Raw genomic sequence first — 25,438 nt, 5'->3', positions numbered from 1 at the left:
CGTCAACCTTGCCTGCGCCATGTGAGGCGGTTGAAAGAAGAGCGGGAAAGGGACGAGATACCGCGGATCGAGTGGAGCCATTCCGAAGCGGACGGGGCGACAAGATTACGGGTATTTTGTCTCTTTCAGGGAGGCGGCTAGTGCAGGACCTGACCGGCTGAGCGCCCCCGCCCGAGGGGTGAAGTGCATGCGCAATTCCGCGGCGAACGACGCGCCGGATGTGGTGGCACAGAACGCGCGCTCTGTTGGTACGGCCAGTCTCGCTGAAGCTATCTAGGCCATCTTCGAATGGCGGAGGCGAGACGGCTGATCCTATGAAAATCCACGAACCGCCTGTTGTAGCCACAACCGCAGGCGTCTACGGTATTTAACATAATATACACTCAGATTCGCGCATAAGAATAATTATGTTAAATGGTGGACGCAAGGGATGGTGTCCGTGGGAGCTTCGGTGTCTTCCGCATCGCGCTAGCACTATGCGTCGGTAAGCCATTGCGTGTAATCGCCGTGACTTCGACTGGGTACGACTCGGTTGGTGCCGATTGCCGAATGGGGTGACATGGTCTGGCAAGTGTTGGCGGTGCGATCCGTGTTCTGCTAAGCAGCTTGAAGCAAACAAGCCGACCGGTGCCGCTCCGTCGGCTGGACGGGATGTAGAAACAAGATTTTGCAAACCGACGCGTAGCGGCACTCAGAGGCCGAACCAGTTCGCCAGCCGCAAACCAGCCAATTCTGCAAAATCCTTTGTATTACGCGTCACCAGGGTTAGCCCGTGCGCTATCGCAACCGATGCAATCTGCCCATCCACGAATGGCAATGTGAATCCAGCCCGCTCGCGCGACTGGAGCAGCTCTGCGTGGATCCGCGCCGCGGCAGCGTCATAAGGCAAGACTGGCAAAGTGCCCACAACATCTTGTACAAATCGGCCAACAGCGTCCTTGCGTTGGCCGTCTGGCATGCGCAACCAACCAAAGCGGAGCTCATGCCAGACCGGGGCTGGAATTGCTAACTCCCCCTCGTAGCGGGCCAAATTATCCATTACCACGGCTTCAGGTCTCTGCCGCATGGCCTCTGAAACAATGTTGGTGTCCAGCAACCAACTCACGGCGCTCACCATGAGAATTCTCTTCCCCCATCGGGTTGACGCAATTGCTCAAAGGGATCGCCCTCATCCTCCCCTGCTGCATGTCTTTCGCGCCACTCGGCTAAGCGCGCAGAAAAGCCCGATGAAGACCCAACCAGCTGCCGATACTGCGACCACGACATCAAGACGCCGGCAGTCTGCCCGCGCCGGGAGATTATTAGGGGCTCTTGTGCCACTTCTACACCCCGGAGCGCATCAGCGAGATGTGCTCTTGCCTCAGAAAACGGGATAGTTTGCATGGAAACGTGCCTCTTGCTTGATGTGTACACTTCAATTGTACATCCTTGGGGGGCAAGCAGAAATTTCAAGGCAATGGCCGTTCTCCTCTGCGCTGCGCGTTCCAAGGGGGGCGACGATTGAACCACTTCAATACGCCCACCTTGATGTTGTCTTTAACGTGCCGAGCCGATTAGGGAAATCGCCTTCCAGAAGCGCAGGTGCCGTTGGGGGCGAACGTAGACCGACCGTCATGGGCATTGCCGGGGACACACCGACACCTAGCGTCGTCGGCCATATACCTGATCGTCGGGTTCGGCCGGGTGGCCGACGCCGTCGAGCCAAGCGATTCCGATCGAGGTGACCACCAGAGCCGGGCATCGACCACTGGCTACGGCACACGCCGGCCTCCCATCAGAACGACGCGGCGCCGACATCCGCCGGAAAAATCTCCGCCCCGCGTCGATCAAGGCGACTCGAATCGCTCGCTGAGGACGACCGCCGGTATGCCCAGCCTACCGAGAATACCCAGCTAACGTCGGAATCGGCATCCGTTGCCTTACCAGCCGTGAGTCCAGCCGCGTAGAATGCTCCCGGCGTTATCAACCGGCCTCCTACAGTCGATGTCTGTCCTCTACGATTCCAGGCAAATCGCGCGATGGCTGGATCCCTTCACGGTATCCAAAGCACGCGCTTATGCGAGTGCTGTCTCGGAGTTGCGCTGGATCGACGAGGATACCCTGGCGGGCCTGGTGCAAGGCACCCGCACGCGCCCGTATGACGTGCGTGTCTATTTCCACGACATCGACGACGACATCTGGGTGGAAGGGGAATGCACGTGTCCAGTCGGAGTCGACTGCAAGCACGTGGCAGCGCTGCTGATCGCCGGCATGGCGCACCAGCCGAAGCCATCGTCCACCGGCGTGCGTGCGGAACTGGTGACCTGGCTTGAAGGCTTTCGTGCCAGGCGTACGGCCGCCAATCCCGTGGCCAAGAAGAAGCCGTCCAGGCCCACGCATGCCTTGGCCTACGTGATCGGCCAATCGTATCGTGGCTGCGAAGTGACTATTTACAAGGCACGCGTTAGCGCCGAAGGCACGATTCGCTCGCTTGACGATCGATGGCAAAACGTCGAGAAAGCGCTTATTGAGCCCCCGAAATTTATCGCCGAGGAGGATCTGCCGATCCTGCGCGGATTGTGGCTGGGCCGCTCGCAGGCCTCCTATACCGGTGGTTTTGGCCTGCAGGGTGCAACCGGTGCCGTCATCTTGGAGCAACTGATGGCAACCGGACGTGCTTTTGTTTCCTTTTCCCCCGCGGGTTCCCACTATCCCGGAACGCACTGTGCGCTGCACTGCGGACCCGCGCGCAGCGCACAGCTGACTTGGCAGACGCAGCCCGACACGCGCGTGCGGCCACTCCTGCAAGCCGAGCCACCCGCTACCCTGTTGCTGACGACCACCCAGCCGTGTTGGTACGCAGACGCGGATTCTGGCGAAGCCGGAATCCTCGCCATGCCTTGGCCATCGGAGCAGATCGCGGATTTCCTGTCCATGCCGGCCATTACGCTGGACGAGGCAGTACTCGTTGGCAATGTGCTGCGTGAAGTGGCCCCCGACCTGCCCATGCCGCCTGCGCATGAAGCGGCGTCCGTGCGGAGGATCCACTGCGTGCCGGTGCCTGTACTGGCCCTGGACACGTTGTCGACATGGGCCTCGTCGCAGGATTTTGCGACGGTCAGCTTTGATTACGCAGGACACAGCCTCCCGGCACACAGCAGCACCACCCTCCTTCAAACCACCGGTGGCGAGGTCGTCCAGATCAAGCGGGACGCCGATCTCGAGCGCAAGCGTCTGACTGAGTTGCAAAAGGCCGGGTTCCGGAAAATTCGGGCCGGCCATGTTTTTGGGCCGGAACCGTTTCCGGCCGACATGCTCGGCCCCGAGGACGTCGGTGACTGGCCAAACCTCGTGAAGGCGCTGCTGCCTGTGCTTCGGGCAAACGGCTGGCGCGTCGTTATGACGGACGCTTTTCGGCACAACGTGATTGAGATCGATGCCATTGACGGCAACCTGCGTCAGACCGGCGATGGCTGGTTCGACGTCGAGATGGGCATCACTGTAAATGGCCGCACGGTGCGCCTGGAGCCCCTGCTGGCCGATCTTTTTCGCCGGGATTCGCGCTGGTTGTCGGGCAAGCTCAATGGCATCCCTGACGACGAAACGATTGATCTGAAGACCGACCGCCACGAGCGGCTTCGCCTGTGTGCCGACCGGCTTAAACCAGTCGTGCGCGTGCTGATAGATCTGTTCGACTCGCTCGCCACCGGCATGCGCATTTCCGAGTGGGATGCGGCCCGGCTCCATGCCCTGGATCAGACCGGACGCTGGCAGTTTGACGGCGCTGCATCGATCCGGCAGCTCGCGCAGCGCCTGATGGCGGGTCCCGGGGTGGCAGACGTGCCAGTACCGCGTGGCCTGAAGGCCGAATTGCGTGCTTACCAGCGCCAGGGCCTCGCCTGGATGCAGTTCCTGGGCGAGCACGGGCTGTCCGGCGTACTGGCCGACGACATGGGCCTCGGCAAGACGATCCAGGCACTTGCGCACATACTCACTGAAAAGGAACATGGCCGACTAGACCGGCCTGCGCTGATCGTCGTGCCGACGACCCTCGTGCACAACTGGCGCGAGGAAGCACAGCGCTTCACGCCAACGCTGCGCGTCCTGGATCTGCACGGCCCCCAGCGGCACGAGCGCTTTGACCAGATCCGCGAGCACGATCTCATCCTGACCACCTACGCCTTGCTGTGGCGTGACGAGGCAATCCTTGCCAAGTACGACTATCACCTGCTGATCCTGGACGAGGCGCAATACGTCAAGAACGCCGCCACCAAGTCCGCCGCGACCATCCGCGAACTGCGTGCGCGACACCGCCTCTGCCTGACGGGGACACCGCTCGAAAACCATCTCGGTGAATTGTGGGCCCAGTTCGACTTCCTGCTGCCCGGATTTCTCGGTACCCGCCAGGACTTCACCCGACGCTGGCGCACCCCCATCGAAAAGGGCGGCGATGCCGTTCGACGCGACCTGCTCGCGCGGCGCATCCGGCCATTCATGCTGCGCCGGCGCAAGGATGAGGTGGCCACCGAGCTGCCTCCGAAGACGATGATCGTGCGCACGGTGGAACTCGAAGGCGCGCAGCGCGATCTGTACGAGACGGTGCGCGCTGCCATGCAGGAAAAGGTGCGGGCAGCCGTCGCTGCAAAGGGCCTCGCGCGCAGCCACATCATCGTGCTGGAGGCGTTGCTCAAACTGCGCCAGGTCTGCTGCGATCCGCGGCTCGTCAAGATCAAAGAGGCCGCCCGGATCAAGGAATCGGCCAAGCTTGACCTGCTGCTGCACATGCTGCCCGAACTGATCGAGGAAGGTCGTCGTATCCTGCTCTTCTCGCAGTTCACCAGCATGCTGGATCTCATCGCGGCAGCCCTGCGAAACGCCGACACTCCCTACGTCATGCTGACCGGAGATACCACTGATCGCATCACCCCGATCGAACGCTTCAAACACGGCGAGGTACCGCTTTTCCTGATCAGCCTGAAGGCCGGTGGCGTTGGCCTAAACCTGACGGCGGCTGACACCGTCATTCACTACGATCCCTGGTGGAATCCCGCCGTTGAAAATCAGGCCACTGACCGCGCTCACCGTCTTGGTCAGGACAAGCCTGTGTTCGTCTATAAGCTGATCACCGGGGGCAGCGTCGAGGAGAAAATCGTCGCGATGCAAGCGCAGAAGGCAGCGCTTGCCGAGGCGATCCTGTCGGAAGATGCCGCCGGCGCCGTCAAATTCTCCGCCGCAGACATCGAGGTGCTGTTCGAGCCGATCCCGGCTGCACCGCCCGTCGTGGCAACGACAAAGTCTCGGTCCCGCATTAGGGCCGGAACATAACAGTGCCATGCCCCAACCGATATCGTGACTGCACTGCACGAGGGCATTCCGGCTTGCTAGCGCCAGATTTCGCACCAGAAGTACGATGACCCCCATGCTTGGATCCCTGAGCACCGCGAGCAGGAATTTCTGTTAGCGGAGTCTTCGTTACCCCTCATCAGGAACCCGACGGTTCACGCCGATGTGAAGCCTGGAACTCGGCGATGAAGTGGATTGCCTCTTCGCATTGCTCAAGCGAAAGGGCATGGATGCTGGGACTGTCGACTTGGATGTGGAGCGCTGCAATCAGCCACTTCATTGCTTTGCCCCGCGCCTCAAAGGCGTTGACACCGTCGCGCTGCATCTTCGCAGTGACCAAAGGCTCGAGGGCATCGTGCAGTCGGCTCTTCTTTTCGCGCAATGCCGCGTCGGCCAACCTTCCAAGCGGGGTGTGTTGCTTGCTTCGCGCACGCACGCCGATCCACGCCTGGCACGGGGAGCAGATCCACACAGGCCCGTGGTCCTCCAAATAGGGGTATGCCCCTTCTCCCACGCGGGCAAGAATCGCCTTCCCGCTGCAGTAATCGCAGAGGGGCTGAGGAGGAGCAGGTATCGGTCGGCCAACACGCATCAATTACCCTGAGTTGCTCAATGCAAGTGGGCGATTCTACGACATGGGATCGGGATCCTTCGTTCCCTACGCTGCCAACTGGTGCTCGTAGTAGGGCTGGTTCCGGTCGTCCAGGATTGCGTCGAGCGCGGCTCTCCAAAGAGCGCTTCGACGAAGCCATCGTGCTCTATGAGGGGGCGTTGTCCGTCCTTCCGAACGCGCCGCAGTTGCATTTCAACTTGGGGGTTGCACGCGAGGATGTCGGCGCCCCGCAGTCAGCTCTGGCAGAGTACGAGCGATGCATCGAACTTGCACCGGACGACGCCGATGCCCACTACTGCAGCGCGTTTGCATCAGGAACTGGGCCACTTCCAGAAGGCGCTGCGATACTTCAACGCATTCCGGAAGCTCGACCGTCCGTAAAGCCCAGTCGCGGCATTATTCGGCGACCAACCAACCTGATGTGCCGCCCCAAGAGGGCCGCATAAGGCACTTATCGTAAGAGGCTCAATTGATCACTTCCACGTGCAAAAGTGATGACCGCTCCATCCTAATAAGACACGGGAGCCTTCTGCTGAAAAAAAGCGCGTTAAATTCGGCCTAATTCAGACTTAAGCGATTCTTGCGGCGTCATATCATGCGTGGGCAGTCCTGCTACCGCCCGCTTCGCCGCCCTGGTGACGCGGGCTCTTTTTTTCGGTAAAGCAAGCGCCGATTGCCTGGCGCGCGCGACTGGGCAATACTGGGCGCGGGAAACTCACCAGTTGCCCGATTTCTTCATGGACGTTCTGCGGCTCTCTGATATCAGTCGAGAGCCGTCTTTCTTCGGTCTTCGCCCGATTTGACCGCGTGTGTTGCGCGGTCCGCCGCGGGCTGGCCATTCCCATGACGAGTTGCCTGCCCCGACCCGCTCACATTGGCGTTGCAATCGCTCATTCCTGCTGGATAAGGAAACGCTCGGGCCGTTTGCCCAGCCACGCCGGCGTCCGGCCACGTCCCGACCAGGTTTTGCCCGTTTTGGGATCCATGTACTTCGGCGGCAGCGGCGCTTTCTCGGTGGCCGCGGACGCTGTACTTGCGGGCCGGCCCCGACGACGCCGCGGTGCCACGTCTTCCGGCGACAGGCTATACCGAACCATTAGCTCGCGAATCTTTTCGACGACGCCCGCGACCTCAGTCGAACGCGCCTCTTCGATTTTGGCTTCCAACGCTTGCTTCTGCGCCAACAAATCCTGATAGGTTGCCATTTTTGCCTCCAATTGTTCAGTCACAATTGACTTATACGCATTCCAAAGACCATCTGCAAGGTATTCGTTCTCTACCTTCATACGGAACTTAACATTCCATTCACCTTAATGAATATTCGTATGGGCCTGTAACAGCGGTCGGCGGCGAATAAAGTGCCACGAAGATATCGTCCTCCCCAGGAATGGCGGAGATTTGCCCCGATGCCGTGGCTCGCAGAAACGGGTACGCTCGGCGGCCTGAAATCCGATTGGGCGATGGAATGGAGTTCGGTGCAAGCGATCCGCATACAACGAAGGCTTACGCTGCTGCGCATCTGCGGTTGAGTGGTGGGCCTCCCGTGAGCTGACCTTCGTGCACAATCCGGAAACGCGCCAGTCGTTTTTTGCCCAGCCCGCTGGTGCCCAATAGAGTTGCTTGCGAACCTCAACCGCTGATCGAGCCTGTTTCGCCTTGATCCGGACAAGTCAGGACGCTGCGCAAGAATTCTCCGTCGATCGTGGCCACAGCGCACGCACCGAGCCCGAAGAAGCGGCACGGTCCTGTGTTCGGATAAACCGTGGATTCGTGGTGATGACCGTGGAAAGCGCGTTGCACGCCCATCGCTTCGATGAGCGTGTCAATCGCATTGAACCCGTGTGGGTGGCAAGTCGGAGCCTCGTGGCTGATCAGGACATCCGCACGCTGACTCAATAGCGCGTCGTACGTCTGCGGGAAGATCGTGCTGCGATGGCGCCGCGGCAGACCGCCCCGCCAATAGTTTCCCTTCCCACATTTGGCAAGGTAGTCAGACCCGCTCTCTACGCGCGGTGCTTCGGGCGGCATCCAGATCTGGCCCCGAAAAATCCCCCCCAACCCTGCAATCCGAAGGCCTGCAATCGTGACCACCCTGCCATCCAGGTTCCGGTCGGCCAGGCCCGAGCGGAACAGGTTGTCGTAGTCGGCATCGCTGTCGGTGTCGTGATTGCCAGGAATCCACCACACCTGCGTCAGAGGAAGGATGCTGGCGAGCTCTTCATCCAGTGGGCGCCTGGCCTGGATGTCGCCAGCGAGCACCACTGCCTCGGGGCGGTGATCGTGGACGCTTTCAATCAGCGGGCCGAACTCGCCATGGGGGTCGCCGCAAACGAATACATGGCCTTCAGACATCGGTCGTTGGGGTAGGTGACTTGGTTTGAGTGGAATAGGCGGAACGATGACGTGACCGTGGGCGGCCGGCGAGTGTAGGCCCGCCATGCGTCTCGGCCACGGTCTGGGTAAACACGCCCCATACGACCTCGTGCAACTGTGCATGACCTATCGGCCGCGCTCCGTTTGCAAAGTGGCAGTCCGCTGTCACCTGATTATCTCTGAATGATCACCAATTTACCTGATCAGGAGTCTGTCGAATGCGTAACCGCGACTGCGCCCGCGCAAGGTTACTTCATCCACCAGTACAGGTTCTTAAGTCAAAGCCGCACGCGGGACGACAAGACCTGACGAAGTAGACCATTCCCCGCTTACAATGTTGCCATGCAATATGAATCTGGGCCGTAGAAGCGCGAATCGCCACAGGTCCTACTAGCAGGGGAGGCGGCAATGGCGACAGCTCTGGCTGCGACCAAAGGCGAAGCACTAAAGCTCCTGGAAACAGAGGGCGTCACGGTCGTGGATTTGGACTACGAGTCGGGATGGCAGGATGCGATTGAACTTGGCAGGCTGGGCGAAAAGCTTGGTATAAGTGTCCAATATCGCGGCCATGAGAGTATTGCCGTTAGCTCGCCCTCGGCGCTCGTTGCCGGACTGAGTCGTCCAAAGTTGACGTTCCGTCAGCGCAATCTTTACTGCCAATTTGAGCTCAGCATGCTGCCAGCGGGTGACTTGGAGCGCCTGGAGGTAAAAGCGGCGAAGCTCGGGGATTACATCCTCGCTGGACATCTAACGAGGGATGTCGATGCTGTGTGGACGGAGTAACGCATTGCCATGCAGCCTTCCAGACGTCCAAAACAGAATCAGCGCCGGGAGTCGCGCCTTGATTTGCTTCACCACCTTAGGGGTAAGTCTTATCTCGCACACGGAGATGGCTGGCCGGTCGCGGATTGCCCGTCGTCGCGGCACGAGCTACCATCCCCGAAGGCTTGTTGTGCCCGGTGATGTCGGGCCGGTCCTGCAGGGGTGCAATCTGACAATCAACGGGAACGCCGTGACGAATCAGCTCGATCTCTTCGAAGATAGCCGCGATGTCATGCTTCGCAACGACGTGCTCACGGCGCTTGAGCAACGCAATGCCGACGCCGGGCGTGAAGCACTGCAGCGCCTGGCCGCGGAATATCCAGACGACGCGCTTGTGCCGACCCTGGAGACACTTGTATGTGTGCTTGAGGTTCCCGTCCACGAACACTTCACGACTCACACGGCACTGCGCGACACTTGCGAAGCGTGGTGTTCGCCGTGCGTGCCGGCAGCGCGCCGAGCATTCGGCGACGCAGCTGGCGTGGCTTGGTGCTTACCACTGTGGCGTGCCGTCGCCCGGGCCGCCTCTCAATTACCGTTTCACCAGGAGATGCCCGAATGGCATGCGGCGCCGCTATGGATGCGCGCAGCGGAGTGGACTGCGGCATGTGAAAGCATCAAGCGAATCGGGTCATGGCGACGAATTCCAATCCCGCTCGCCTGGATGGCCGAGACGGTCTACCGGCTCCAGGGGCTTGATCCGGCGTGGCCTCTTTTGGCCGAGCTTGCTTGGCTGTCGCCGAGGAAGCTCGGCGCGCTCATGCAAACGCTCGGTGATTCGTCATTGCTGGCGCTGCGCCGGCTGTTCGATGCGAATTTCGACGGTGACGGCACAACCGATGATCTTGCCTGGTTTCCCGCTTGGGCAATGACGGAAAGACCGGGACTTGCTGCTCTCTTACGCGGGTCTGAGCCCTCGACGCACACATTACCCGAACAGGGGATGCGGATCATGCTGGAGTTGTTGACCCTTGAGCGCGAAGGCCGCCGGCATGATTTGGTAGAGCGGCGAAAGGACTTACGCAGCCTGCACCCGGGTCTCTTCGAAGCCTATATCCGTACGCGATAACATCAGAGCGCCCTAGCGAACTTCCCCGTAGCGGTGGCCACGAATCACGAACTGGTGCAGAGGATCGTTGGTCCAGCCCATGACTTGCCGGCATCTCCCCTGCCCGCCCCAGGTAATTCCTCGGCATGGCGGTCGCTGACCGGCGGAGGGGGCGGGGGCGGTTCAAAGCACCCTGCCGCTTCCAGTGCCACCAGTGGCAGCCCATTCCCCACCTACTTGCGCCCGATACGGCGGCACGTCATCGCCGCCGCCCTGGAGAGGCCAGGGTGCGTCGCGCGACTCTGAAGCGTTGCCAGCCACACAGAACTGCGCACGAAGACGCCATCAAATCCTGCGTTAAATCTGACCGTATGCTGCTGTCTGAAAAGTCCTGCTACCACCCGCGTTACCACCTCCGGTGGCGAGGGTTCTAATGAGATGGTCACCCCCGCACCCTACGAGCGGGTCACGCTGGTAAGGTGTTTCTCTTTACGGAGGCCATCATGCAGAACGTCACGCTGGTCGGAATCGACCTTGGCAAGCACAGCTTTCATCTTCACTGCAAGGACCGGCAAGGCAAGGCCGTGTTCCGCAAGAAGGTCAACCGCAAGCAGTTGATTGAGTTCCTCGCCACGTTGCAGGCCTGTACCGTGGTCATGGAAGCCTGCGCCGGTGCCCACTACATGGCCCGCAAGCTGGAGACGCTGGGGCATCAGGTTAAACTCATTTCACCGCAGTTCGTGCGACCCTTCGTTAAGGGCAACAAGAATGACTTCGTCGACGCCGAGGTGATCTGCGAGGCAGCATCGCGCCCCTCCATGCGGATTGTGAGCCCCAAGACGGAGGCGCAGCAAACACTCTCGGCGCTGCACCGTGTGCGCGAATCGCTCATCCGCGATCGCACCAAGACGGTCAACCAGATCCACGGCTTCCTGCTCGAATTCGGCATCAGCCTGCCGGTCGGCCTAGCGGTCATCAAGCGCCTGCCGGCCGTGCTGACCGAGCATCCGCTTCCACCGCGCCTGGTTAGCATCCTTGAGCGATTGCATGCCCACTTCAAGTACCTCAGCGAGCAGATTGGCGAGATCGACAAGGAGCTGAGTCAACAGCTTGCAGAGGATGACCTGGGCCAACGCCTACTGTCGATCCCCGGCGTGGGCCCGATCACCGCGAGCGTACTGGCCGCCGAGATGGGCGATGGCAAGCAATATGGATGCAGCCGCGACTTTGCCGCCTCGCTCGGATTGGTGCCGCGTCAGTACAGCACTGGCGGGCGGGCCAACCTATTGGGCATCAGCAAGAGAGGCGACAAGAACATCCGGCGCCTGTTGGTCCAATGCGCCCGCACCTACATGCAGCGCTTGGAGCGGCAAACCGGTCGATTGGCCGACTGGGTTCGGGTCATGCTGATGCGACGGCACTCGAACGTCGTGGCCTGTGCACTGGCGAACAAGCTGGCTCGCATGGCATGGGCACTGGCAGCGCACCACACCGCATTCAAGGCGGACGTGGCGGCTCCGCAAGCCTGAGCGCCCGCCATACCCATACCGCCACTGCTATATCGAAGCCCACCCACCTGGTTTCGCGACCGCTGACATTCTGATGACGTGAACGGCACACCGGCCCGACGGAGAACCTGGTAAAAAAATCGGCTTCCGAAGCCGCGGTTCTTTTGAGGTCCGTCAGGCGCGACTCTCATCGTGGCGCAGGGATTCATCCCCACAACGACGCCGGATAGATTTAGGCAAGCCAACCACTCCATCAAAACCCAGGGTTGCAAAAGTGGGGGTGACCATAGATTTTTTTCGCTTCTGCACGCATTCAATCGCGAGGCATTGCGTGCCCGGGGAGCTTGGCGGATACTGAACCTGGGTACTTGACAACGGGTGCCCGATTTCTTCTTGGACGTTCCACGGCTCTCTTCCGCGAGGTGGAGAGCTTTCTTTGCCGCTGCTATCGCGCGCCGCGTCGACCACCCGGTGTCCTGTGGACCGCATTGATCGGCAATTTCAAGCGCCTGCGCAGCCGCCACGCGTTTTCACATGACCACGCAGTCTGGATGTCACGGGCGCGCAAGATGCCCACATTCGGAGACTCTCCTCTTCACGGTTCGCAGAAACGGGTACGCACAGCCGCAGGGGGATGCCATGGACACGTATTGGCGTATTCAGACGGTCAGCGTTAAGCGAGAGGAAAATCGTGGGATCAAGATATGGGGGCGCGCCGGATAGGCGATGTGGTGGGCCTCTCGTGAGTCGCACACAGCGCCAACGGATCATGCGTCCGCTGCCCTAACGAAGCATGAGCTAGAGCCCGATACGGCAAGAAGGCAAAGAATTGGCCCGAGCTCGATGGGGCCTGTCCGGGGTGCTCAAGATTGGGCGCCGGTTTGCGCCCATCCTGCCTCAATCGACCGGTTGTCGAGGGCCAATACCAGCCGTAGGCGAAAGATTACGCCGAAGCTTCGGGTGTCGCGACGGTCCGTGCCACCTTCTTCGCCGGGGCTCGTTTCTTCGTCACGGAATTCACCGCAGCCTTCTTCGGCGCAACAGTCGCGGCGGCTTTGCGACCGGCCGCTGCCTTCTTCGGGGCGACCTTCGTGGCGGCAGCTTTGCCTGAAGCCTTCTTGGCGCCAGCAGCCTTCGCCTTTTTCGCCGCGAGCTTGTCCTTTGCGGCTTGTTTCTCAAAACGCGCTGCGGACCTTGCGGCCTCCGCTGCTTTCGCGACCTCACGCTTTGCTGCTTCAATGGCCTTCTTCGTGTCGGCCCGCAGTTTCAGCAAGCGCTTCTTCGCTGCCTGGGCTTCACGTGCGAGCACGCTCGCCTTCTTCGTCGGTACCGTCAGCTTCTTTGCGACAGGCATCCTCTTGGTAACCGCGCTCGTCGGCGTCGTTGCTTTGGTTGCTGCGACCATGTTGATTATCCGTTATTCGTTGGAGCGCGGAGTATAACCTTTGTCGCGATCAACAGTGATCCGGCTCGCCATGGTGTCGCGAAACGCCTGAGACATCAACCAACGATCCGATGTGTGTCAGCTGCGTTCCGCTGCATCGCAGCACACGTGGAGCTTGATTCCACCGACAAGACGGTTTACGGTAAAGGCTCGGTGTGCGCATACTCAGCGCGTCCTCGCACCGAGTTCACTCAGTGTCGTTCCTACCATCCTCCGTGGAACTCCATCCACGGACAAGCAGTCGTAGTTCCTTTTTCCGTCCCTCCGACAAAGGAGCCTTCTATGAGGGCAAGGATGTCAACCCCCTTCAGTATCGGGATTTCAGGTAGGCGGCTCGATACGTCTTTCCTTGCAAGCCATTATTTTTCGTTCGCCGACTGACGCGGCGGGCGAAACTGAGGAGGTCGGGGTGCTAAATACCGGCCATTGCCGGGCTACCTTCTTCTATGAAGGGTAAGTATTTGTCAAGGCGGTGTACACATCCTCCTGAGGGGCTCCTTGTCAGGAAAGCGCGTAGCAGGGGTCAAGGGCAGGCGAAGCCTGGCGTCAGCGACCCCTTGACGCTGCGAAGCGCGATACGCTGGCACAGGGGGTGGCGGGCGCGGGTTATTGCGCCTGCCACCCTACCGGCGGCATTCATGTAACTGTGCTTGAATGGCACGTCCGATTCTGCGCACCTCCCCCTGGCACCGCCTGGGCCAACGTGAAGCCGGTTGTCGCGCGCGTGGGACCTGGCGTCCCGACCTTCTTCTATCCGCTGGCGTAGAGCCAGCCTGATGCAGTATGCGCATTGCGCCGGAAAGTGTTCCGGGGAGGTACCCCATCTATCAGCATCGGTTGCATGAACAACCACGGTAGCCGCCGGGTACTTCCGCTTCATAGCCCTGATGGTGGAGCCAGTCTGGCTGGTAGTGAGCGTTGCGGGTATCGACGTCTGCCTGGCTATGCGGACGACTTAAGCTGTGCTCCTTGGGGGATCACGCCGTCCTCGAGATAGCGCCACAGGAGGATCACCAGCCGCCGCGCCACCGCGACGATCGCAATGCGTCGCGCGCGCCGGTTGGCGCCGGTGCCCTCAGTGCGATGGCGGAACCACTGCGCAAGCGCGCTGCCGGGCTGGTAGCGCAGCCAGTACCAGGCCATCTCGACCAGCAGTGACCGTACGCGCCGGTTGCCCTGTTTACTGATGCCCTGATCGGTGTGACTGTCGCCGCTGTCGTACGGCTGCGGGACGAGACCGGTGCAAGAACCGACCTGACGGCGGTTGTCGAACTGCCGCCAGAACAGTTCAAGCACCAGCCGGGACGCGCCAATCTGGCCCACTCCCTTCAGGCGTGTGAGGTGATCGATCCTTTGGCGCACCGTGGCGGGAAGGGCTTGGTGACGCGCCTTTTCCAGGGTGGCGAGCTGCTGCCTGGCGAGAGCGAGCCGTTCGCATTCGCGCAGGAGCCGGTCGTGCATTTCGGGGGACAGTGGGGAACCGTCATAGCACCTGACCTCCCCCCGGGCAAGCCCGGCTGGCGAACCCATGTTTGAGGTCGTCCCAGCAGCCGAGCGTGCGCAACAGCTTTCCGATCCGGTTGCGGTGCTGCAGGACCTCCTTCTGGAGCTCTGCGCGATCGCGGGTCAGGTGGCGCAGCGCCTCGTCCTGTACGGAGGGTACGTGAACGACGTGCATGCGGTCGCGCTCGCCGTGCAGCCATGCGCGCAGATTGAGCACGAGCTTGATGGCATCCAGGCGGTCCGTCTTCGCCCGCCGCCTGTGGCGTGCGACCGGAATGCTCGCGGCATCGAGGACGTAACATTCAGTGCCATGTGCCTGCAGTGCACGACAGATCCAGAACGCGTCCTGGCCGGCTTCGTAGCAGACAACGGTGCGTACGCCGGCTGGCAGCGACCATTGCTGCTTCTGGCGCTCGATCAGATCCAGGGCGGCCTGGAGGCGCGCCCCGGCCTGCGGATTGGTAAGGGTGTGCACCGCTGGTTTGTCGCGGCGACCGTCGTGGCACGCTATCTTCCAGCTGGCCGTGGCAAGCTCAAGTGAGACCGCCAGCACGAGTTCCTCTCTGCCGGCTGCGTAAGCGGAATTTCGCATGATGCCCTCCTTTAACACGGACCGATGCGATGTGGGAATTTTAGGGGCTCCGCGTTATCGCGTCCCCTTTCATAGCATCTATCCGTGCCGGCGTGGAAGCCGGGCACCACATACCACATGCGCAAAGCGCTGGGATTACCCCTGTTACCTGCGCGCCCCATCTGAAAGGACGGCTACCCGCGGGGTAGCCCGGCTCCTTTACGGGCGCGCTGACCTGCTCTCGTACCGCGTCGCTCTCCATGCTTAGATCGGAATGACCTCCACTATGGTTTGAGGCTTGCGCCGGGTGGAATCTCGCCGTACTCGAGATAGCGCCACAGGGCAATTGCCAATCGACGGGCAAGTGCGACAATGCCAACGCGCCGCATGCGCTTGCTGCCTGGCGCAAAGCGCTCATTGAACCACTGCGCGAGCTGACTAGTTGGCTGGTAGCGTAACCAGTTCCATGCCAGTTCGATCATGAGCCATCTCGAGCGTTTGTTGCCCGCCTTGCTGATGCCTTGCTCGACCTGACTTTCGCCACTGCTGTAAGGCGTCGGTGCCAATCCCAGGCAGCCGGCGATTTCGCGCCGGTTGTGAAAGCGCCGCCAGCCAAACAATTCCTTGTTTAGGAGCCAGGCACTGCCGACGCCGATCCCGCTGAGTCGCGCGAGCAGCGCGATGGCTGGCTGCGCGCCGCTCTTCACTGCCTGGTGCTGCTGGGTTTCGATGTTCTTGATCTGCGCGACGACCAACGCCAGTCGCGCGACTTCACGCTCGATCTCAGCAGCTAAACCAGCGGGTAGTTGCGAACCATGATCGTTCCACCAGTGGTTCCAGGATCGGTCCCCGATGCGGGTGACCCGCAGGTTGTGCAATACCAGCAGCGAACGAATCCGGTTGCTGTGGGCCGTGCGTTTCTGCTTGAGTCGACCGAGTTCGCGATGCAAACGGCGCTCGTCTTCCTGCTCTTCGGTTGGGATCCGCGCGACTGCCCACACGCGCCGCTCGCCAGCGTGGTAACGCATCAACATCGAGAGTGGCTTGTCGCTGTCGAGCCGGTCGGTCTTGGCCCGCCGCGCACGGCGGTTGACTTCAATGCTGGCCGAATCCACGACGAGGTTACCCATTCCTTGTTCCGTCAACCAGCGGTGCAGCCAGAAGCCGTCGCGGCCAGCTTCGTAGCAACTGCGCACCGGGGCTTGCGGCGCCAGTCCAAAGCGTGCTTTGGCCTTGGCAATCACTTGCAGGACTGCATTCAGGTCGCCAGCCACTAGCGTATGCCGGCTCGGTCCATGCCCGCCGTCGCCCAGCGACAGCTTCCAGCTCTTCTCGCCCAGTTCGAAAGCCATGTACAGGCAGCCGGAGACCGGCGTATTCTGCCCACGAAGGGCTGTGTCAGGCGCGTCCATTTGCGTGCTCCTTTAGAAGAAACGAGAGTGCAGATCTTCGTTTTACTCCAGGAGTTGCCTCCGCGGCCCTTCATAGTATCTGACATGCTCAGTCCGCATGAAATCGCCGCGCTGTTACTGCTTGGCGATGCGCAAGACATCGACGATCTCGAACCAGAACAACTGGACGGATTGCTGGTCCACAAACTGGTGACGATGGAGCATGGCCATGGTAGCGGTAATGCCCACCCTCGCTTGACGAGTCAAGGAGCTTCTATGCTTGAAGCCCTGCGCCGCATTTCGTAACACGGCGCGTGCGGCAGTCAGTGCGATCTTCGTTCTTGGCCATGAACGGTGTCCACCTCCGTGACTCGAGATGAGTTGTAATCGATAGGCCCCTATCACGTTGTGACCTATTTGTCGCGAAGGCGTTGCTAACGCCGAATGCCGTGGATCACCATTGCCTCGTTGGAAAAGCGGTATTGCTAGGCCCAGTGGTGAGCAACGTCATCGTGGACGGCCGACATCGAATTCTTGTGACTGCCGCTGGCAGGTGATGCCAACTGTGGTGTTTGCATGATGGGCGCGGGCACCGCGGCTAGATATCTTGTCGAGTCAGGGCGCGGATGCCAGGGTAGATCTCGGAGTGCCACCGGGGGCCAGAGAAAAGATCATAGTGGCCGCACCGGCGCGCCGTCACGTGCCGCTTGTCCCGTGCCGCAATGCCGCGGCACAAACCGTGCGCTGCGTGGGTCTGCCCGCAGCCGGAAATGGCGTCGTGGTCGCCTTCTATGGTCAGTAGCGTCGTAGCGCGGATGTCTTGCGGACGCACGGGCTGCCCTTGCACGAACCAATTGCCGCGTGCCAGACGGAATTCCTGGAACACGATCTGGATGGTATCCAGGTAGAACTCGGCCGCCATGTCGAGCACCGCATGGTGCGCATCGCAAATGCGCCGGAGGGCTTCGGCACGCTCGTAGTCACCCAGCGCGAGCTCCAAATAGTAGTTCCAGTGCGACGCCACCAAAAGACCTGGCTGCGCTGCTATCAAGCCGGCAAGCTGCAGGAAATTCGGGTACACCTTGCGACCGGCACCGGCGTAGCGATCGGGCACTGTGTAGATCAGATTCTGTTGAAACCATGCGAGCGAGTGGTCTGCGGCCACTTTCCCAACCGCGGTGGGGCAGCGACGCGCATCGATCGGCCCGCCCATGAGGATCAGGCTCCTGGGAGTCGGCTCGTCCGCGCTGGCCAACAGGGAAACAGCCGCCAGGGCTGGCACGGTGGCCTGGCAGATGGCGATCACGTGCAGCGGTTCCGCCGCGCCAATCTGACGGATAAACGCCTGCAGTTCGGTGACATAGTCCTCCAGGTGAAACGGCCCGTCCACCAGCGGAACACAGCGCGCATCAATCCAGTCCGTCACATAGACAATATGCTCGGGCAATAAGGTTTCGACGACCTCGCGAAGCATGACGGCGTGATGCCCAGCCAGCGGCGCACAGACCAGCACAGCAGGTCTTGTATGCGAAGCGGCGGCGCCAAGTGTGACCGGCTCAGGTGCGAAGCGCAAAAGGCGGCAAAATGCCCTTTCCAGGACGACTTGCTCGACCACAGGGATGACGCGGCCGTTGTGCTCAACAGCTGCGATACCGAACCCCGGCTTGTCGTAGGTTTGTCCCAGACGGGACAGCATTTCGTAACCAGTGGCAAAGGCGGGAGCGCCCGGTATCTGCGACAGCGGGTTCTCATGATCGGAAAACGCGCTTGCCGCGTTCGCTGCCCACACCGCGAATGGCGCGAACATTGCGCGCTGATACTCCATGAACCGGTAGAGCATGGAGGCCTCCAAGAAAGTACACCGGGCTGGCCGGCGGCCACGATCCAAGCTCCAGACCTCATCGGTCCAGATCGCTTTGATGAGGGCGATGTCGAGGCAGACGTACCGCGGGATCTCGTCTGCGGCCCCATACCTATACGGGTGCAGGGGCTGTACCAGAGTTTCACTATAGGCGGGGCAGCTATTGCTGCAGTGCCAAAGATCGGTGGAAAAGCTGATTCCTTGGTCGCGGCGATCATCGTCGATGTAGGACCGCTCGTCCCTCCGATTTACGCTGTATGGCTCGAGTCGCCAATTTGGCGACGTGTGCGTGCTCATTCCTGAGCACATCACGTCGGCTCAGCTTCACGAGATCATCCAGGCGTCCATGGGCTGGACGGACGATCATCTGCACCAGTTTATGGTGTCGTTGAGGCGGCGAGCGGCGCACCAGATGCCGAGGCCGTCATGTATCAATAGTCAGCATGACTCTCCTGGGGGCAAGAGGGCTGGCCCGCCGCTCGGTATCGGCACGCACGTCGATGGGCTCGACAGCCAGCCGCAGCACGCCAATGCGAATCATCGCATCCAGTCCCCGAGCAGTTGGGCAGCATTGCTGCGCCGCCGGGAGCGGCCATTGCACGATCAGCGTGCCGCCCAGGGCGCTGGAACTCGATGCGGCAATGGCTGAACATGCGGAGGGATGGCCCCTTGGCCGAACCGCTGCGTCGGTCCCTGCCGGCAAAGGTGACTAGCGCGACTGTTTTTGGATAATTTCAACCTGCTCATCGATAATGGCCAAGAGTTCGGATACTGAGCCGGAGAAACGCTGTCGTACCTTCTCTCGTGTTTTGCGCTCGCTGGCCGAACGCACGAGCTCGTAGCTACCACCTTCTTGCGAAAGACGGATGACTCGCAGTTCCTTGCTGGGCGGAACCCGCAGCCAATAAGAATACCCATTCCTTATCCCTTTCTCTGTGCGTTCGCGAGGAATCAGGTATGGCCGGGCAAGCATGATCTCGGCGTGAATCGCTTCAATGGACATAGCGCTGCTTAAAAAAACGAAACCCCTGCATTGCGGGCAGGGGCGAATTCTATTCTGGGGTGCAGAAGCTGAGGTTTAGGCTTCTTCTGCAATCAGGAATCTCTTGGGGTTCTTTCCGAGCCAGGCCGGTTGGCGACCACGGCCGGACCAAGTCTTCCCGGTCTTGGGGTCGCGGTACTTAGGGGGCAGTTCCGACTTCGGCTTGCTTGCACCGCTGCCAGCTGGACGGCCGCGACGGCGCTTGGAAATGTCTTCGACCGTCAAGCCATACTCCGCCATCAGGGTCTGAATCTTCTCGATGACGCCTGCTACTTCATTAGCGCGTACCTCTTCCAGTTGGGCTTCGAGGGCCTGCTTCTGGGATATGAGTTCCTTATAGGATGCCATGCGAGTTTCCTTTGGGATGCGCCCTGGCGTCAGGGCATGTGATCATTACTTCGCCGGCGGGTTCCGCGATCAGCCGGCATGTTCACAGTCCCCGAGGATTTTTTCTTTGCTGGCTGCGCCACCTCCCGCGCGCCAGAGCCTTGAGATTGCATCTTGCGTTACCCAACTCAAGGAGGGAAATGAGAGGATAACGTATCCCTCGTATGGGGGGAGAAAACATCCGGATTCACGCGGAGAAACCGTAACCGCCTAGTTTGTGCGGTGCACAAATGCTGATGCGGCTCAGCGTTTGTGCGTCCTTCACTTAACCACGCGGTAGAGGCATGAAAAAAGAAGAACTTAATGCGGTATTTACGCGTGAGCAATTGGACCGGTATTTCGCGTCGTACGTAGGGATGGAAGGGGGTAATCCGGGCGCGGCAGTTTGGTTCTGTGACAGCTCACCGGCGCGGAGTTCAAGCTCAGTCTATTTCCACTGCCTGCCCACCTGATCAACCAGACACCCTGGTCGAAGGCATTCCGCGGCCCGCCGGAGCTGGTGCCAAAACAACGTTACCTCGACCTTTGCCGCGGCGGCCGGCGCTTCTCCTTCATCGATGAGATCCGCCAACTCTGGAGGCCAAAAGTGGTGGTTTGCCTGGGCGAGCGGCACGCCGACGATTTCGCACAGGCGTTCGCCCTCGAGGATGTGCGAATCCTGCAGCCCGCTGACTTGCCGAAGACCCTGCGAGTGCTGGAGAGCGACGGCACCGCCTGGATCATCTGCCCGCCTCTGGCCGGCGCAGCGGGACTGACGTCTGACGTGTTGCTTGATGCGATGGGGCAATTCATCGCTGGCTGGCTGCAACCGGCCGATGTTCCTGCGCTCTGCTCGGGCGCAGCCACCTGCTGACCATGGAGAAGTAGCGATTGTTGGTGAGCGTGCGTCGGCGATGCCGCAGTCCGGCTTGAGGAGTTGCGTGCAAGCAAAGACTTTCCCATCGATGCGCAGGCCGCGCATTATTTTTACCAAGCACAACGACCACCGCAATAACAGCTTCGGCAATTCGCTGCGTGCGGTCCTGGGCACTGACCATGTGAATGCCGTGAGCCAATATGTGGCGAGCAAGCTGAGCCGGTTGCCGTACGCGGTATCGGCTAGCACCATCGCGGCTTTATGATTATCAAAGCCCGGGCGTCACCTCCGCACTGGCCGAACGCTTGACCGGCGGGCGCTACGTCGATGTGGATTCCGGAGTACGCCTTGGTGATCGTGTTGAGCAAGGACTTGCGACGCCCGCCGCTGATGACCTGGCTTCCGCGGCGGTGAAATTCCTCAGCCAGTCCAAGGCCAATGCCAGACGTTCCGCCGGTGATGAAGATCGTGTTGCCACTGAGTTTTATTGGATGTGGTCCTCCCAAGCGCCCACACAATGAATGGATTGTGTGGGCGGCTGTTCCGAGCGAATTTATGCTTCGAAGGCTTCGCGATTGGCCTGTACAAATTCGGCGACGGTCTGCGGCGCTGCAAGCTATGAACGGCCGTTCCAGCCACGGGGACTTGATTGACGGCGAGGGGTCGGCAAGCGCCAACCTGCACATCATCGGAAATGCGGGATTTCTGTAAGTTCGTCGGATTTCGCGTAAACTGCGCGCTGATCTCCGTTCGCTTATTCGTCCGCTCTGTCGGCGAGGGTCGAAGCTCACGTCTTGCATGGAGGCATCACGCATGGATGCAATGCCATTGTTGGATAGCAGTGCCATCGATCAACTCGCCAGCGCGCCCGTGCGCGACCTGCGCCGCGTGCCCATCCACCCCGATCACTGGTATCCACTGGCCTGGTCACATGAGGTCAAGCGGGGCAAAGCCCTCGGCGTGCGCTTTGCCGGCGATCCGATCGTGCTGGTGCGTACCGGGTCCGGCACCATATTCGCGCTGGAAGATCGTTGCGCACACCGGCAGGTTCCGCTGCACGCGGGCGTGGTGGAAGGCGAGTCCATCCGGTGCGGCTATCACGGCTGGACTTATGACTGCACCGGCCGCTGCGTCGATGTGCCATACCTCGGGCGTGAGCGCCTGCCCAACGGCGTGCGTGCCTATCCCTGCCGCGAGGTGCACGGCCTGATCTTTGTCTTTCCTGGCGATGTGGCGCTTGCCAAAGGGCGGCCGCTGCCCGCCCTGCCATCGGTGGCAGACAAGGCGTACAAGACGCGCCGCTTTGGCCGCGAGGTCAAGTGCCACTACTCCTTCATGCACGAAAACCTGATGGACATGAACCACCAGTTCCTGCACCGGCGGCAGATGGGGCAGATGCGTGCGCGGTCGCTGGGCCGCCGTCGCGGCGAGGACTGGGTGGAAGTTGACTACACGTTCGCGCGCATGGAAGGCAAGCAGCCTGTGGGCGAGGCGCTGGTGTTTGGCGCCAGCAAGAAGAACGGCGACCGGGACGACAAGGACGTGATGACGGTGCGCACCGGCTATCCGTACCAGACCCTCCAGATCCGCTCGGGCGACGGTACATTAGTGATGGACCTGTGGATCGTCTACGTGCCACTGGATGCGGCGCAGCGCACCAACCGGACCTTTGGCGTGCTTTCCATCCGGAAGCCCGGGATTCCGTTTGCGCTGGACCTCGCATGGCCGCTGCTGGTCTGGTTCACGGAACGCATCTTCAAGGAGGACCGCTGGGTCGTCGAGCGCGAGCAAGAGGCCCACGACAGGCAAGGCGCCGACTGGAACCACGAGGTGTTTCCGGTCATTAACGAATTGCGCGACCTGCTGCGCAACTGCGGCGGCCGCACCACGATCCCGATCCGTGAGGTGGGCAACTAGTCCACTGAATCACTGAAATTGGTCGGTGCCTGCCATGTCCCTTCACCTCCCATTTCAATGATTCAGTGGACTAGGACTGCCGCTGAGATCAATGAGGACCGGGGAGCGGCAATCATCGACATCGAAGGCGGGTCGGCCAACCGCCGGCGCGGCATCTAGCCAGTCTGTAGCCACAGCGGCGCAATGTTGACGGGCCGAGCCCAGGAAGAGCTGCCTGGGCGTTCCCATCAATTGGCAGTTGAGAGTTTAGTACGCTTGGCGGGCCACCGCTACCACGCGCGGTCTACCGTCGACCTCCTCGATTCGCGGCAGCTTGCCGACCTCAATGCACTGCCTGACCGCGGCCAGTAGCCCGGTCGCGTCCCACCTGTTCTCCTCAAGCGCAACCAAGGCGTCGCCGGTGATAGCAAAGCACCCGCCGCAGACGGCGCAGCGGTAAATGCGGCTGCCGTGCGGGCGGTCGTGCTGGTCCCGCCAGCGCCGCGCGAGTGCTGCGCATAGCACGCAAGGGACGGCTTCAGTTGCGCTCATAATTTGACCCCGTTTCGCATTTTATTGGTGATGAATCACAGCAGGCTGATATCCGGCCTGTTGCCCTGAGCCCACCGTCAGGACTGGCCGCGGCGAGGAGTCCTTCCTTGTCGTAGCGGACCTCATGGCAGGGTCGTCCCAGACGTTAGAGTGGGCAGGGTGGTTTGGTGCCATCGCGCCCAACGGCTCGCCACAAGCCTAGGCGGCGTGTGTCACTATTCACGGTGCCCTTCCGCACGATTCGCTTTAAATGGCCGAGGGCTTTGTGGTGCTGGGCACAATTCATAATTCGCGGCGCTACAGCCGGCGCCCCCTCGATCAACTGTCACCGAGCGGTTGGCGGGGAACGGGAACAAAGTCGAAATGGGCGGCTGCATACAGTGCATTGCACGCCCAGACTTCTTCGCCGTCCTTGTAGAAGGTGACCCACTTGCAGTCGCTGATGCAATGGGCGCCGGGAAACACCTCATCATGGCCATTGCCACCGTCCAGCGGGAAGGGCGCGTGGGGCACGGCCCAGTAGTGGCCGCTCGGTAAGGCTTCGATCGATTTCCGGGACATTCTTTTCAGAACCGCCATGCGGTGTCACGTAACGCACGACCTCGCCGCCCCGGCGAAACGGAGTGTGTCAATCCTGCAAAGGCTTTACACCGTTGCGAGACGGCCTCGTGTAGGCTCACTGCCAATCACCTCATGCTTGTACAGTAATTTCGCCATGGCGCAGTACCTCTCCATTGCCGTTCGAGCGTTCGGCGTCGGCGCCATCATTGTGATCATCGCCGTTGCCACGCGGCAAGTCTATCTGCAGGTCGCCGCAGATGATGGCTTTACCGGTGCTGATCAGGAACCCACAGCTACGATGATGATGCGGTGTAAGGCGATGCACGGTCGCCTGCAAAATCGGCATAGTTCTGCTTGTTCCAAGCCAGGTCTGATCGTCTGAGGGCATCGGAGTAACGCGTAAATCCCTCCGCAGTGCCGGCTTTGCACCCCCAGATTTCAGCCAGGCTCGGCCCAGTCATATGGCGCCCGGGCGCAAATGAATGGCACGCCATGCCCGTGCGGGCGGCCTGTGCCCCGCGGGCAATATCACCATCCCTTCTCGCGAAATCCCGTGGTTGCTGGGCGCAATTTTGGCAGGCGGCGTGGCGGGTCCGGCGTACAAGAGACTGACCGGCGATGTGCCCGCGGTGAAAGAATGGGGACAGCCCGCCGCCGTTGCTTGGCTGTGAATGTGGAGACTCTCTATCACGAGGCCAAAATTCCTCGCAGCTCAGTCAGAGCTCTGATCTCGTTATTCACAATCCCAGTCCCCATCGACGGGCTGTATCGGCATGCTTGCACAATGGGTCTACGGCGTGGAATGAGCCATAAGGATGACTTAGGGGTGAGCCTGTCGATCCCCTATCGGGTTTCCGCGGGCCGTCAAGTTGGCCTGACTTGTCCAAAAAGGAGCCCCCGGCCGAGGAACTCGAGTGCTACCAATAGTTTTGGGGCGGATCGCGAATCCACGGCCAAGTGCCCAGCGCTGTTCACCGAGACCCAGCATCCTCCGAGAAATTGGCCCCATCGGAACCGTGAATGCGCCAACCGGGAGCCAAAGCCGAACTACTTTGCAGCTGCCGGAGACACCTGCGCTGCACGATGTCGCGCGCTTTTCGAGGCTGCCGCCGCAGCCGTATTGAAACTGTTCTCGGCTACTTCCACGACCTGCTTTGCCGTCGACTGCATCGACTCATAGAGCGTAGTGGTCGCCTTCACGGCCTCCTGCCAGGCGGCCAGAGGCGCCGTCGAGCCTGATGGGGCGTTGCTCACCGCGCTATCAATGAGACCCTGCAACTGGCCCTTGCTTGTTGTGTATTGGACTTCGACGACCTTCTCGAACTCCGCCCGCGTAGCCGCAAGGATGTCCTGCAGTTGACGCCGATACTCCAAAACATTGTCGGCTGCAGGTTGAAATAATTCGATTTGCAATTCAATGAGTTGTTGCGGGTTCTGGACTGAAAGGGCTTTCATTACACCCTCCCGGGTATGCGCCAGGGTCGTCTTCATTGTCTGGAGGTTCAACTCCATCACTCTTTCGAAGCCCTCAACGGCCTTGTTGGTTAGTCCGACCAGGGCTTCAAGGCCCGCCAACTGCGCTTTCGTGTATTGTTCTGCGGTCCACTGAGTCATCTTGCATCTCCTAAGTGCGGCCCGTCCCCTGAGCTAACCGGTGGCTGGGCGTTATGGTGGGAATCAAGTGAATG

General features: G+C 60.8%; 23 protein-coding genes and 3 pseudogenes. 12 read left to right on the top strand and 14 right to left on the bottom strand.

Annotation, left to right across the window (positions count from 1 at the left end; translation table 11 throughout):
- Window positions 1-691: 691 nt before the first annotated feature.
- On the bottom strand, window positions 692-1,117 hold the full coding sequence (locus DN412_RS32265; RefSeq protein WP_115215285.1) for a type II toxin-antitoxin system VapC family toxin: 426 nt from the start codon (window positions 1,115-1,117) through the stop codon (window positions 692-694).
- On the bottom strand, window positions 1,111-1,383 hold the full coding sequence (locus DN412_RS46020) for a type II toxin-antitoxin system Phd/YefM family antitoxin (RefSeq protein ID WP_115215284.1): 273 nt from the start codon (window positions 1,381-1,383) through the stop codon (window positions 1,111-1,113). Before DN412_RS46020 ends, DN412_RS32265 begins: the two co-directional genes overlap by 7 nt.
- A 600-nt stretch (window positions 1,384-1,983) precedes the next feature.
- Between DN412_RS46020 and DN412_RS32255 the strand changes: the two genes are divergently transcribed.
- Window positions 1,984-5,304 carry a DEAD/DEAH box helicase gene (locus DN412_RS32255; protein WP_115215283.1) on the top strand — a complete coding sequence of 1,107 codons (3,321 nt, stop codon included), beginning with the start codon at window positions 1,984-1,986 and terminating at the stop codon, window positions 5,302-5,304.
- A gap of 157 nt (window positions 5,305-5,461) precedes the next feature.
- On the opposite strand, the gene DN412_RS32250 is transcribed toward DN412_RS32255, so the two are convergent.
- Window positions 5,462-5,914 (bottom strand): zinc-finger-containing protein, encoded by a 453-nt coding sequence (locus DN412_RS32250; protein WP_115215282.1) that lies wholly within the window; start codon window positions 5,912-5,914, stop codon window positions 5,462-5,464.
- Between DN412_RS32250 and DN412_RS46245 the strand changes: the two genes are divergently transcribed.
- The gene (locus tag DN412_RS46245; RefSeq protein WP_341868086.1) at window positions 5,821-6,381 is read left to right on the top strand and encodes a tetratricopeptide repeat protein; all 561 of its coding nucleotides are present in this window, start codon (window positions 5,821-5,823) and stop codon (window positions 6,379-6,381) included. The two genes, DN412_RS32250 and DN412_RS46245, sit on opposite strands and share 94 nt — an antisense overlap.
- A 444-nt stretch (window positions 6,382-6,825) precedes the next feature.
- On the opposite strand, the gene DN412_RS32240 is transcribed toward DN412_RS46245, so the two are convergent.
- Together DN412_RS32240 and DN412_RS32235 are read right to left on the bottom strand one after the other, a co-directional pair.
- Window positions 6,826-7,140: an H-NS histone family protein gene (locus tag DN412_RS32240; RefSeq protein WP_115215289.1), complete on the bottom strand. Its 315-nt coding sequence runs from the start codon at window positions 7,138-7,140 to the stop codon at window positions 6,826-6,828.
- A 424-nt stretch (window positions 7,141-7,564) separates the two neighbouring features.
- Entirely contained in the window at window positions 7,565-8,287 is a 723-nt protein-coding gene (locus tag DN412_RS32235; protein WP_115215281.1) for a metallophosphoesterase family protein, read from the bottom strand.
- A gap of 429 nt (window positions 8,288-8,716) precedes the next feature.
- On the opposite strand from DN412_RS32235, the gene DN412_RS32230 reads away from it, so the two are divergent.
- The 3 genes from DN412_RS32230 (at window position 8,717) to DN412_RS32215 (ending at window position 11,707) form a co-directional block, all read left to right on the top strand.
- The gene (locus DN412_RS32230; RefSeq protein ID WP_115215280.1) at window positions 8,717-9,091 is read left to right on the top strand and encodes a PHA-granule associated protein 4; all 375 of its coding nucleotides are present in this window, start codon (window positions 8,717-8,719) and stop codon (window positions 9,089-9,091) included.
- 229 nt (window positions 9,092-9,320) lie between these two features.
- Complete coding sequence (locus DN412_RS44860; RefSeq protein ID WP_244222862.1) at window positions 9,321-10,199, top strand: hypothetical protein; 879 nt, start codon at window positions 9,321-9,323, stop codon at window positions 10,197-10,199.
- Window positions 10,200-10,681: 482 nt separating this feature from the next.
- Window positions 10,682-11,707, top strand: a complete 1,026-nt coding sequence (locus DN412_RS32215) for an IS110 family RNA-guided transposase (RefSeq protein ID WP_115215277.1) — start codon at window positions 10,682-10,684, stop codon at window positions 11,705-11,707.
- A 922-nt stretch (window positions 11,708-12,629) separates the two neighbouring features.
- Here DN412_RS32215 and DN412_RS32210 read toward each other — a convergent pair.
- From DN412_RS32210 to DN412_RS32200, 3 genes and pseudogenes are all read right to left on the bottom strand, one after another.
- Entirely contained in the window at window positions 12,630-13,091 is a 462-nt protein-coding gene (locus DN412_RS32210; protein WP_115215276.1) for a fumarate hydratase, read from the bottom strand.
- A 981-nt stretch (window positions 13,092-14,072) separates the two neighbouring features.
- A pseudogene (locus tag DN412_RS32205) lies at window positions 14,073-15,225 on the bottom strand (IS110 family RNA-guided transposase).
- A 263-nt stretch (window positions 15,226-15,488) separates the two neighbouring features.
- Window positions 15,489-16,616, bottom strand: a complete 1,128-nt coding sequence (locus tag DN412_RS32200) for an IS110 family RNA-guided transposase (protein ID WP_115215275.1) — start codon at window positions 16,614-16,616, stop codon at window positions 15,489-15,491.
- A 27-nt stretch (window positions 16,617-16,643) separates the two neighbouring features.
- Between DN412_RS32200 and DN412_RS32195 the strand changes: the two genes are divergently transcribed.
- On the top strand, window positions 16,644-16,901 hold the full coding sequence (locus DN412_RS32195; RefSeq protein WP_341868085.1) for a hypothetical protein: 258 nt from the start codon (window positions 16,644-16,646) through the stop codon (window positions 16,899-16,901).
- Between the two features lie 292 nt (window positions 16,902-17,193).
- Here DN412_RS32195 and phaZ read toward each other — a convergent pair whose 3' ends face one another.
- Window positions 17,194-18,435 (bottom strand): polyhydroxyalkanoate depolymerase, encoded by a 1,242-nt coding sequence (gene phaZ, locus DN412_RS32190; protein WP_115215287.1) that lies wholly within the window; start codon window positions 18,433-18,435, stop codon window positions 17,194-17,196.
- Window positions 18,436-18,739: 304 nt separating this feature from the next.
- Here phaZ and DN412_RS45555 point away from each other — a divergent pair, with 304 nt between their 5' ends.
- Window positions 18,740-19,105, top strand: a complete 366-nt coding sequence (locus DN412_RS45555) for an IS1096 element passenger TnpR family protein (RefSeq protein WP_341868084.1) — start codon at window positions 18,740-18,742, stop codon at window positions 19,103-19,105.
- Between the two features lie 60 nt (window positions 19,106-19,165).
- On the opposite strand, the gene DN412_RS32180 is transcribed toward DN412_RS45555, so the two are convergent.
- Window positions 19,166-19,459 carry a hypothetical protein gene (locus DN412_RS32180; RefSeq protein WP_115215273.1) on the bottom strand — a complete coding sequence of 98 codons (294 nt, stop codon included), beginning with the start codon at window positions 19,457-19,459 and terminating at the stop codon, window positions 19,166-19,168.
- Window positions 19,460-19,534: 75 nt separating this feature from the next.
- The gene (locus tag DN412_RS32175) at window positions 19,535-19,846 is read right to left on the bottom strand and encodes an H-NS histone family protein (RefSeq protein WP_115215272.1); all 312 of its coding nucleotides are present in this window, start codon (window positions 19,844-19,846) and stop codon (window positions 19,535-19,537) included.
- 323 nt (window positions 19,847-20,169) lie between these two features.
- Here DN412_RS32175 and DN412_RS32170 point away from each other — a divergent pair.
- Window positions 20,170-20,738 (top strand): annotated as a pseudogene (locus DN412_RS32170) (XpsR family transcriptional regulator).
- Between the two features lie 67 nt (window positions 20,739-20,805).
- Window positions 20,806-21,006: a hypothetical protein gene (locus DN412_RS32165; protein WP_425267462.1), complete on the top strand. Its 201-nt coding sequence runs from the start codon at window positions 20,806-20,808 to the stop codon at window positions 21,004-21,006.
- A 40-nt stretch (window positions 21,007-21,046) separates the two neighbouring features.
- On the opposite strand, the pseudogene DN412_RS44855 reads toward DN412_RS32165, so the two are convergent.
- A pseudogene (locus DN412_RS44855) lies at window positions 21,047-21,229 on the bottom strand (SDR family NAD(P)-dependent oxidoreductase); the annotation flags it as partial.
- A gap of 325 nt (window positions 21,230-21,554) precedes the next feature.
- Between DN412_RS44855 and DN412_RS32155 the strand changes: the two are divergent.
- Complete coding sequence (locus tag DN412_RS32155; protein WP_115215271.1) at window positions 21,555-22,658, top strand: aromatic ring-hydroxylating oxygenase subunit alpha; 1,104 nt, start codon at window positions 21,555-21,557, stop codon at window positions 22,656-22,658.
- A gap of 849 nt (window positions 22,659-23,507) precedes the next feature.
- On the opposite strand, the gene DN412_RS32145 is transcribed toward DN412_RS32155, so the two are convergent.
- The gene (locus DN412_RS32145; RefSeq protein WP_244222861.1) at window positions 23,508-23,768 is read right to left on the bottom strand and encodes a hypothetical protein; all 261 of its coding nucleotides are present in this window, start codon (window positions 23,766-23,768) and stop codon (window positions 23,508-23,510) included.
- Window positions 23,769-23,904: 136 nt separating this feature from the next.
- On the opposite strand from DN412_RS32145, the gene DN412_RS44160 reads away from it, so the two are divergent.
- Both DN412_RS44160 and DN412_RS43160 read left to right on the top strand, forming a co-directional pair.
- Window positions 23,905-24,132, top strand: coding sequence for a hypothetical protein (locus DN412_RS44160; RefSeq protein ID WP_115215268.1), 228 nt, complete (start codon window positions 23,905-23,907; stop codon window positions 24,130-24,132).
- 100 nt (window positions 24,133-24,232) lie between these two features.
- Complete coding sequence (locus DN412_RS43160) at window positions 24,233-24,421, top strand: hypothetical protein (protein WP_133303115.1); 189 nt, start codon at window positions 24,233-24,235, stop codon at window positions 24,419-24,421.
- Window positions 24,422-24,797: 376 nt separating this feature from the next.
- Here the strand turns inward: DN412_RS43160 and phaP2 are convergent, their stop codons facing one another.
- Window positions 24,798-25,364 (bottom strand): TIGR01841 family phasin PhaP2, encoded by a 567-nt coding sequence (gene phaP2 / locus DN412_RS32130; protein WP_115215267.1) that lies wholly within the window; start codon window positions 25,362-25,364, stop codon window positions 24,798-24,800.
- Between the last annotated feature and the right edge of the window lie 74 nt (window positions 25,365-25,438).

The sequence above is a fragment of the Cupriavidus lacunae genome (genome assembly GCF_003353055.1).
Lineage (GTDB): Bacteria > Pseudomonadota > Gammaproteobacteria > Burkholderiales > Burkholderiaceae > Cupriavidus > Cupriavidus lacunae.
This window is presented reverse-complemented; position numbering and strand designations above follow the sequence as displayed.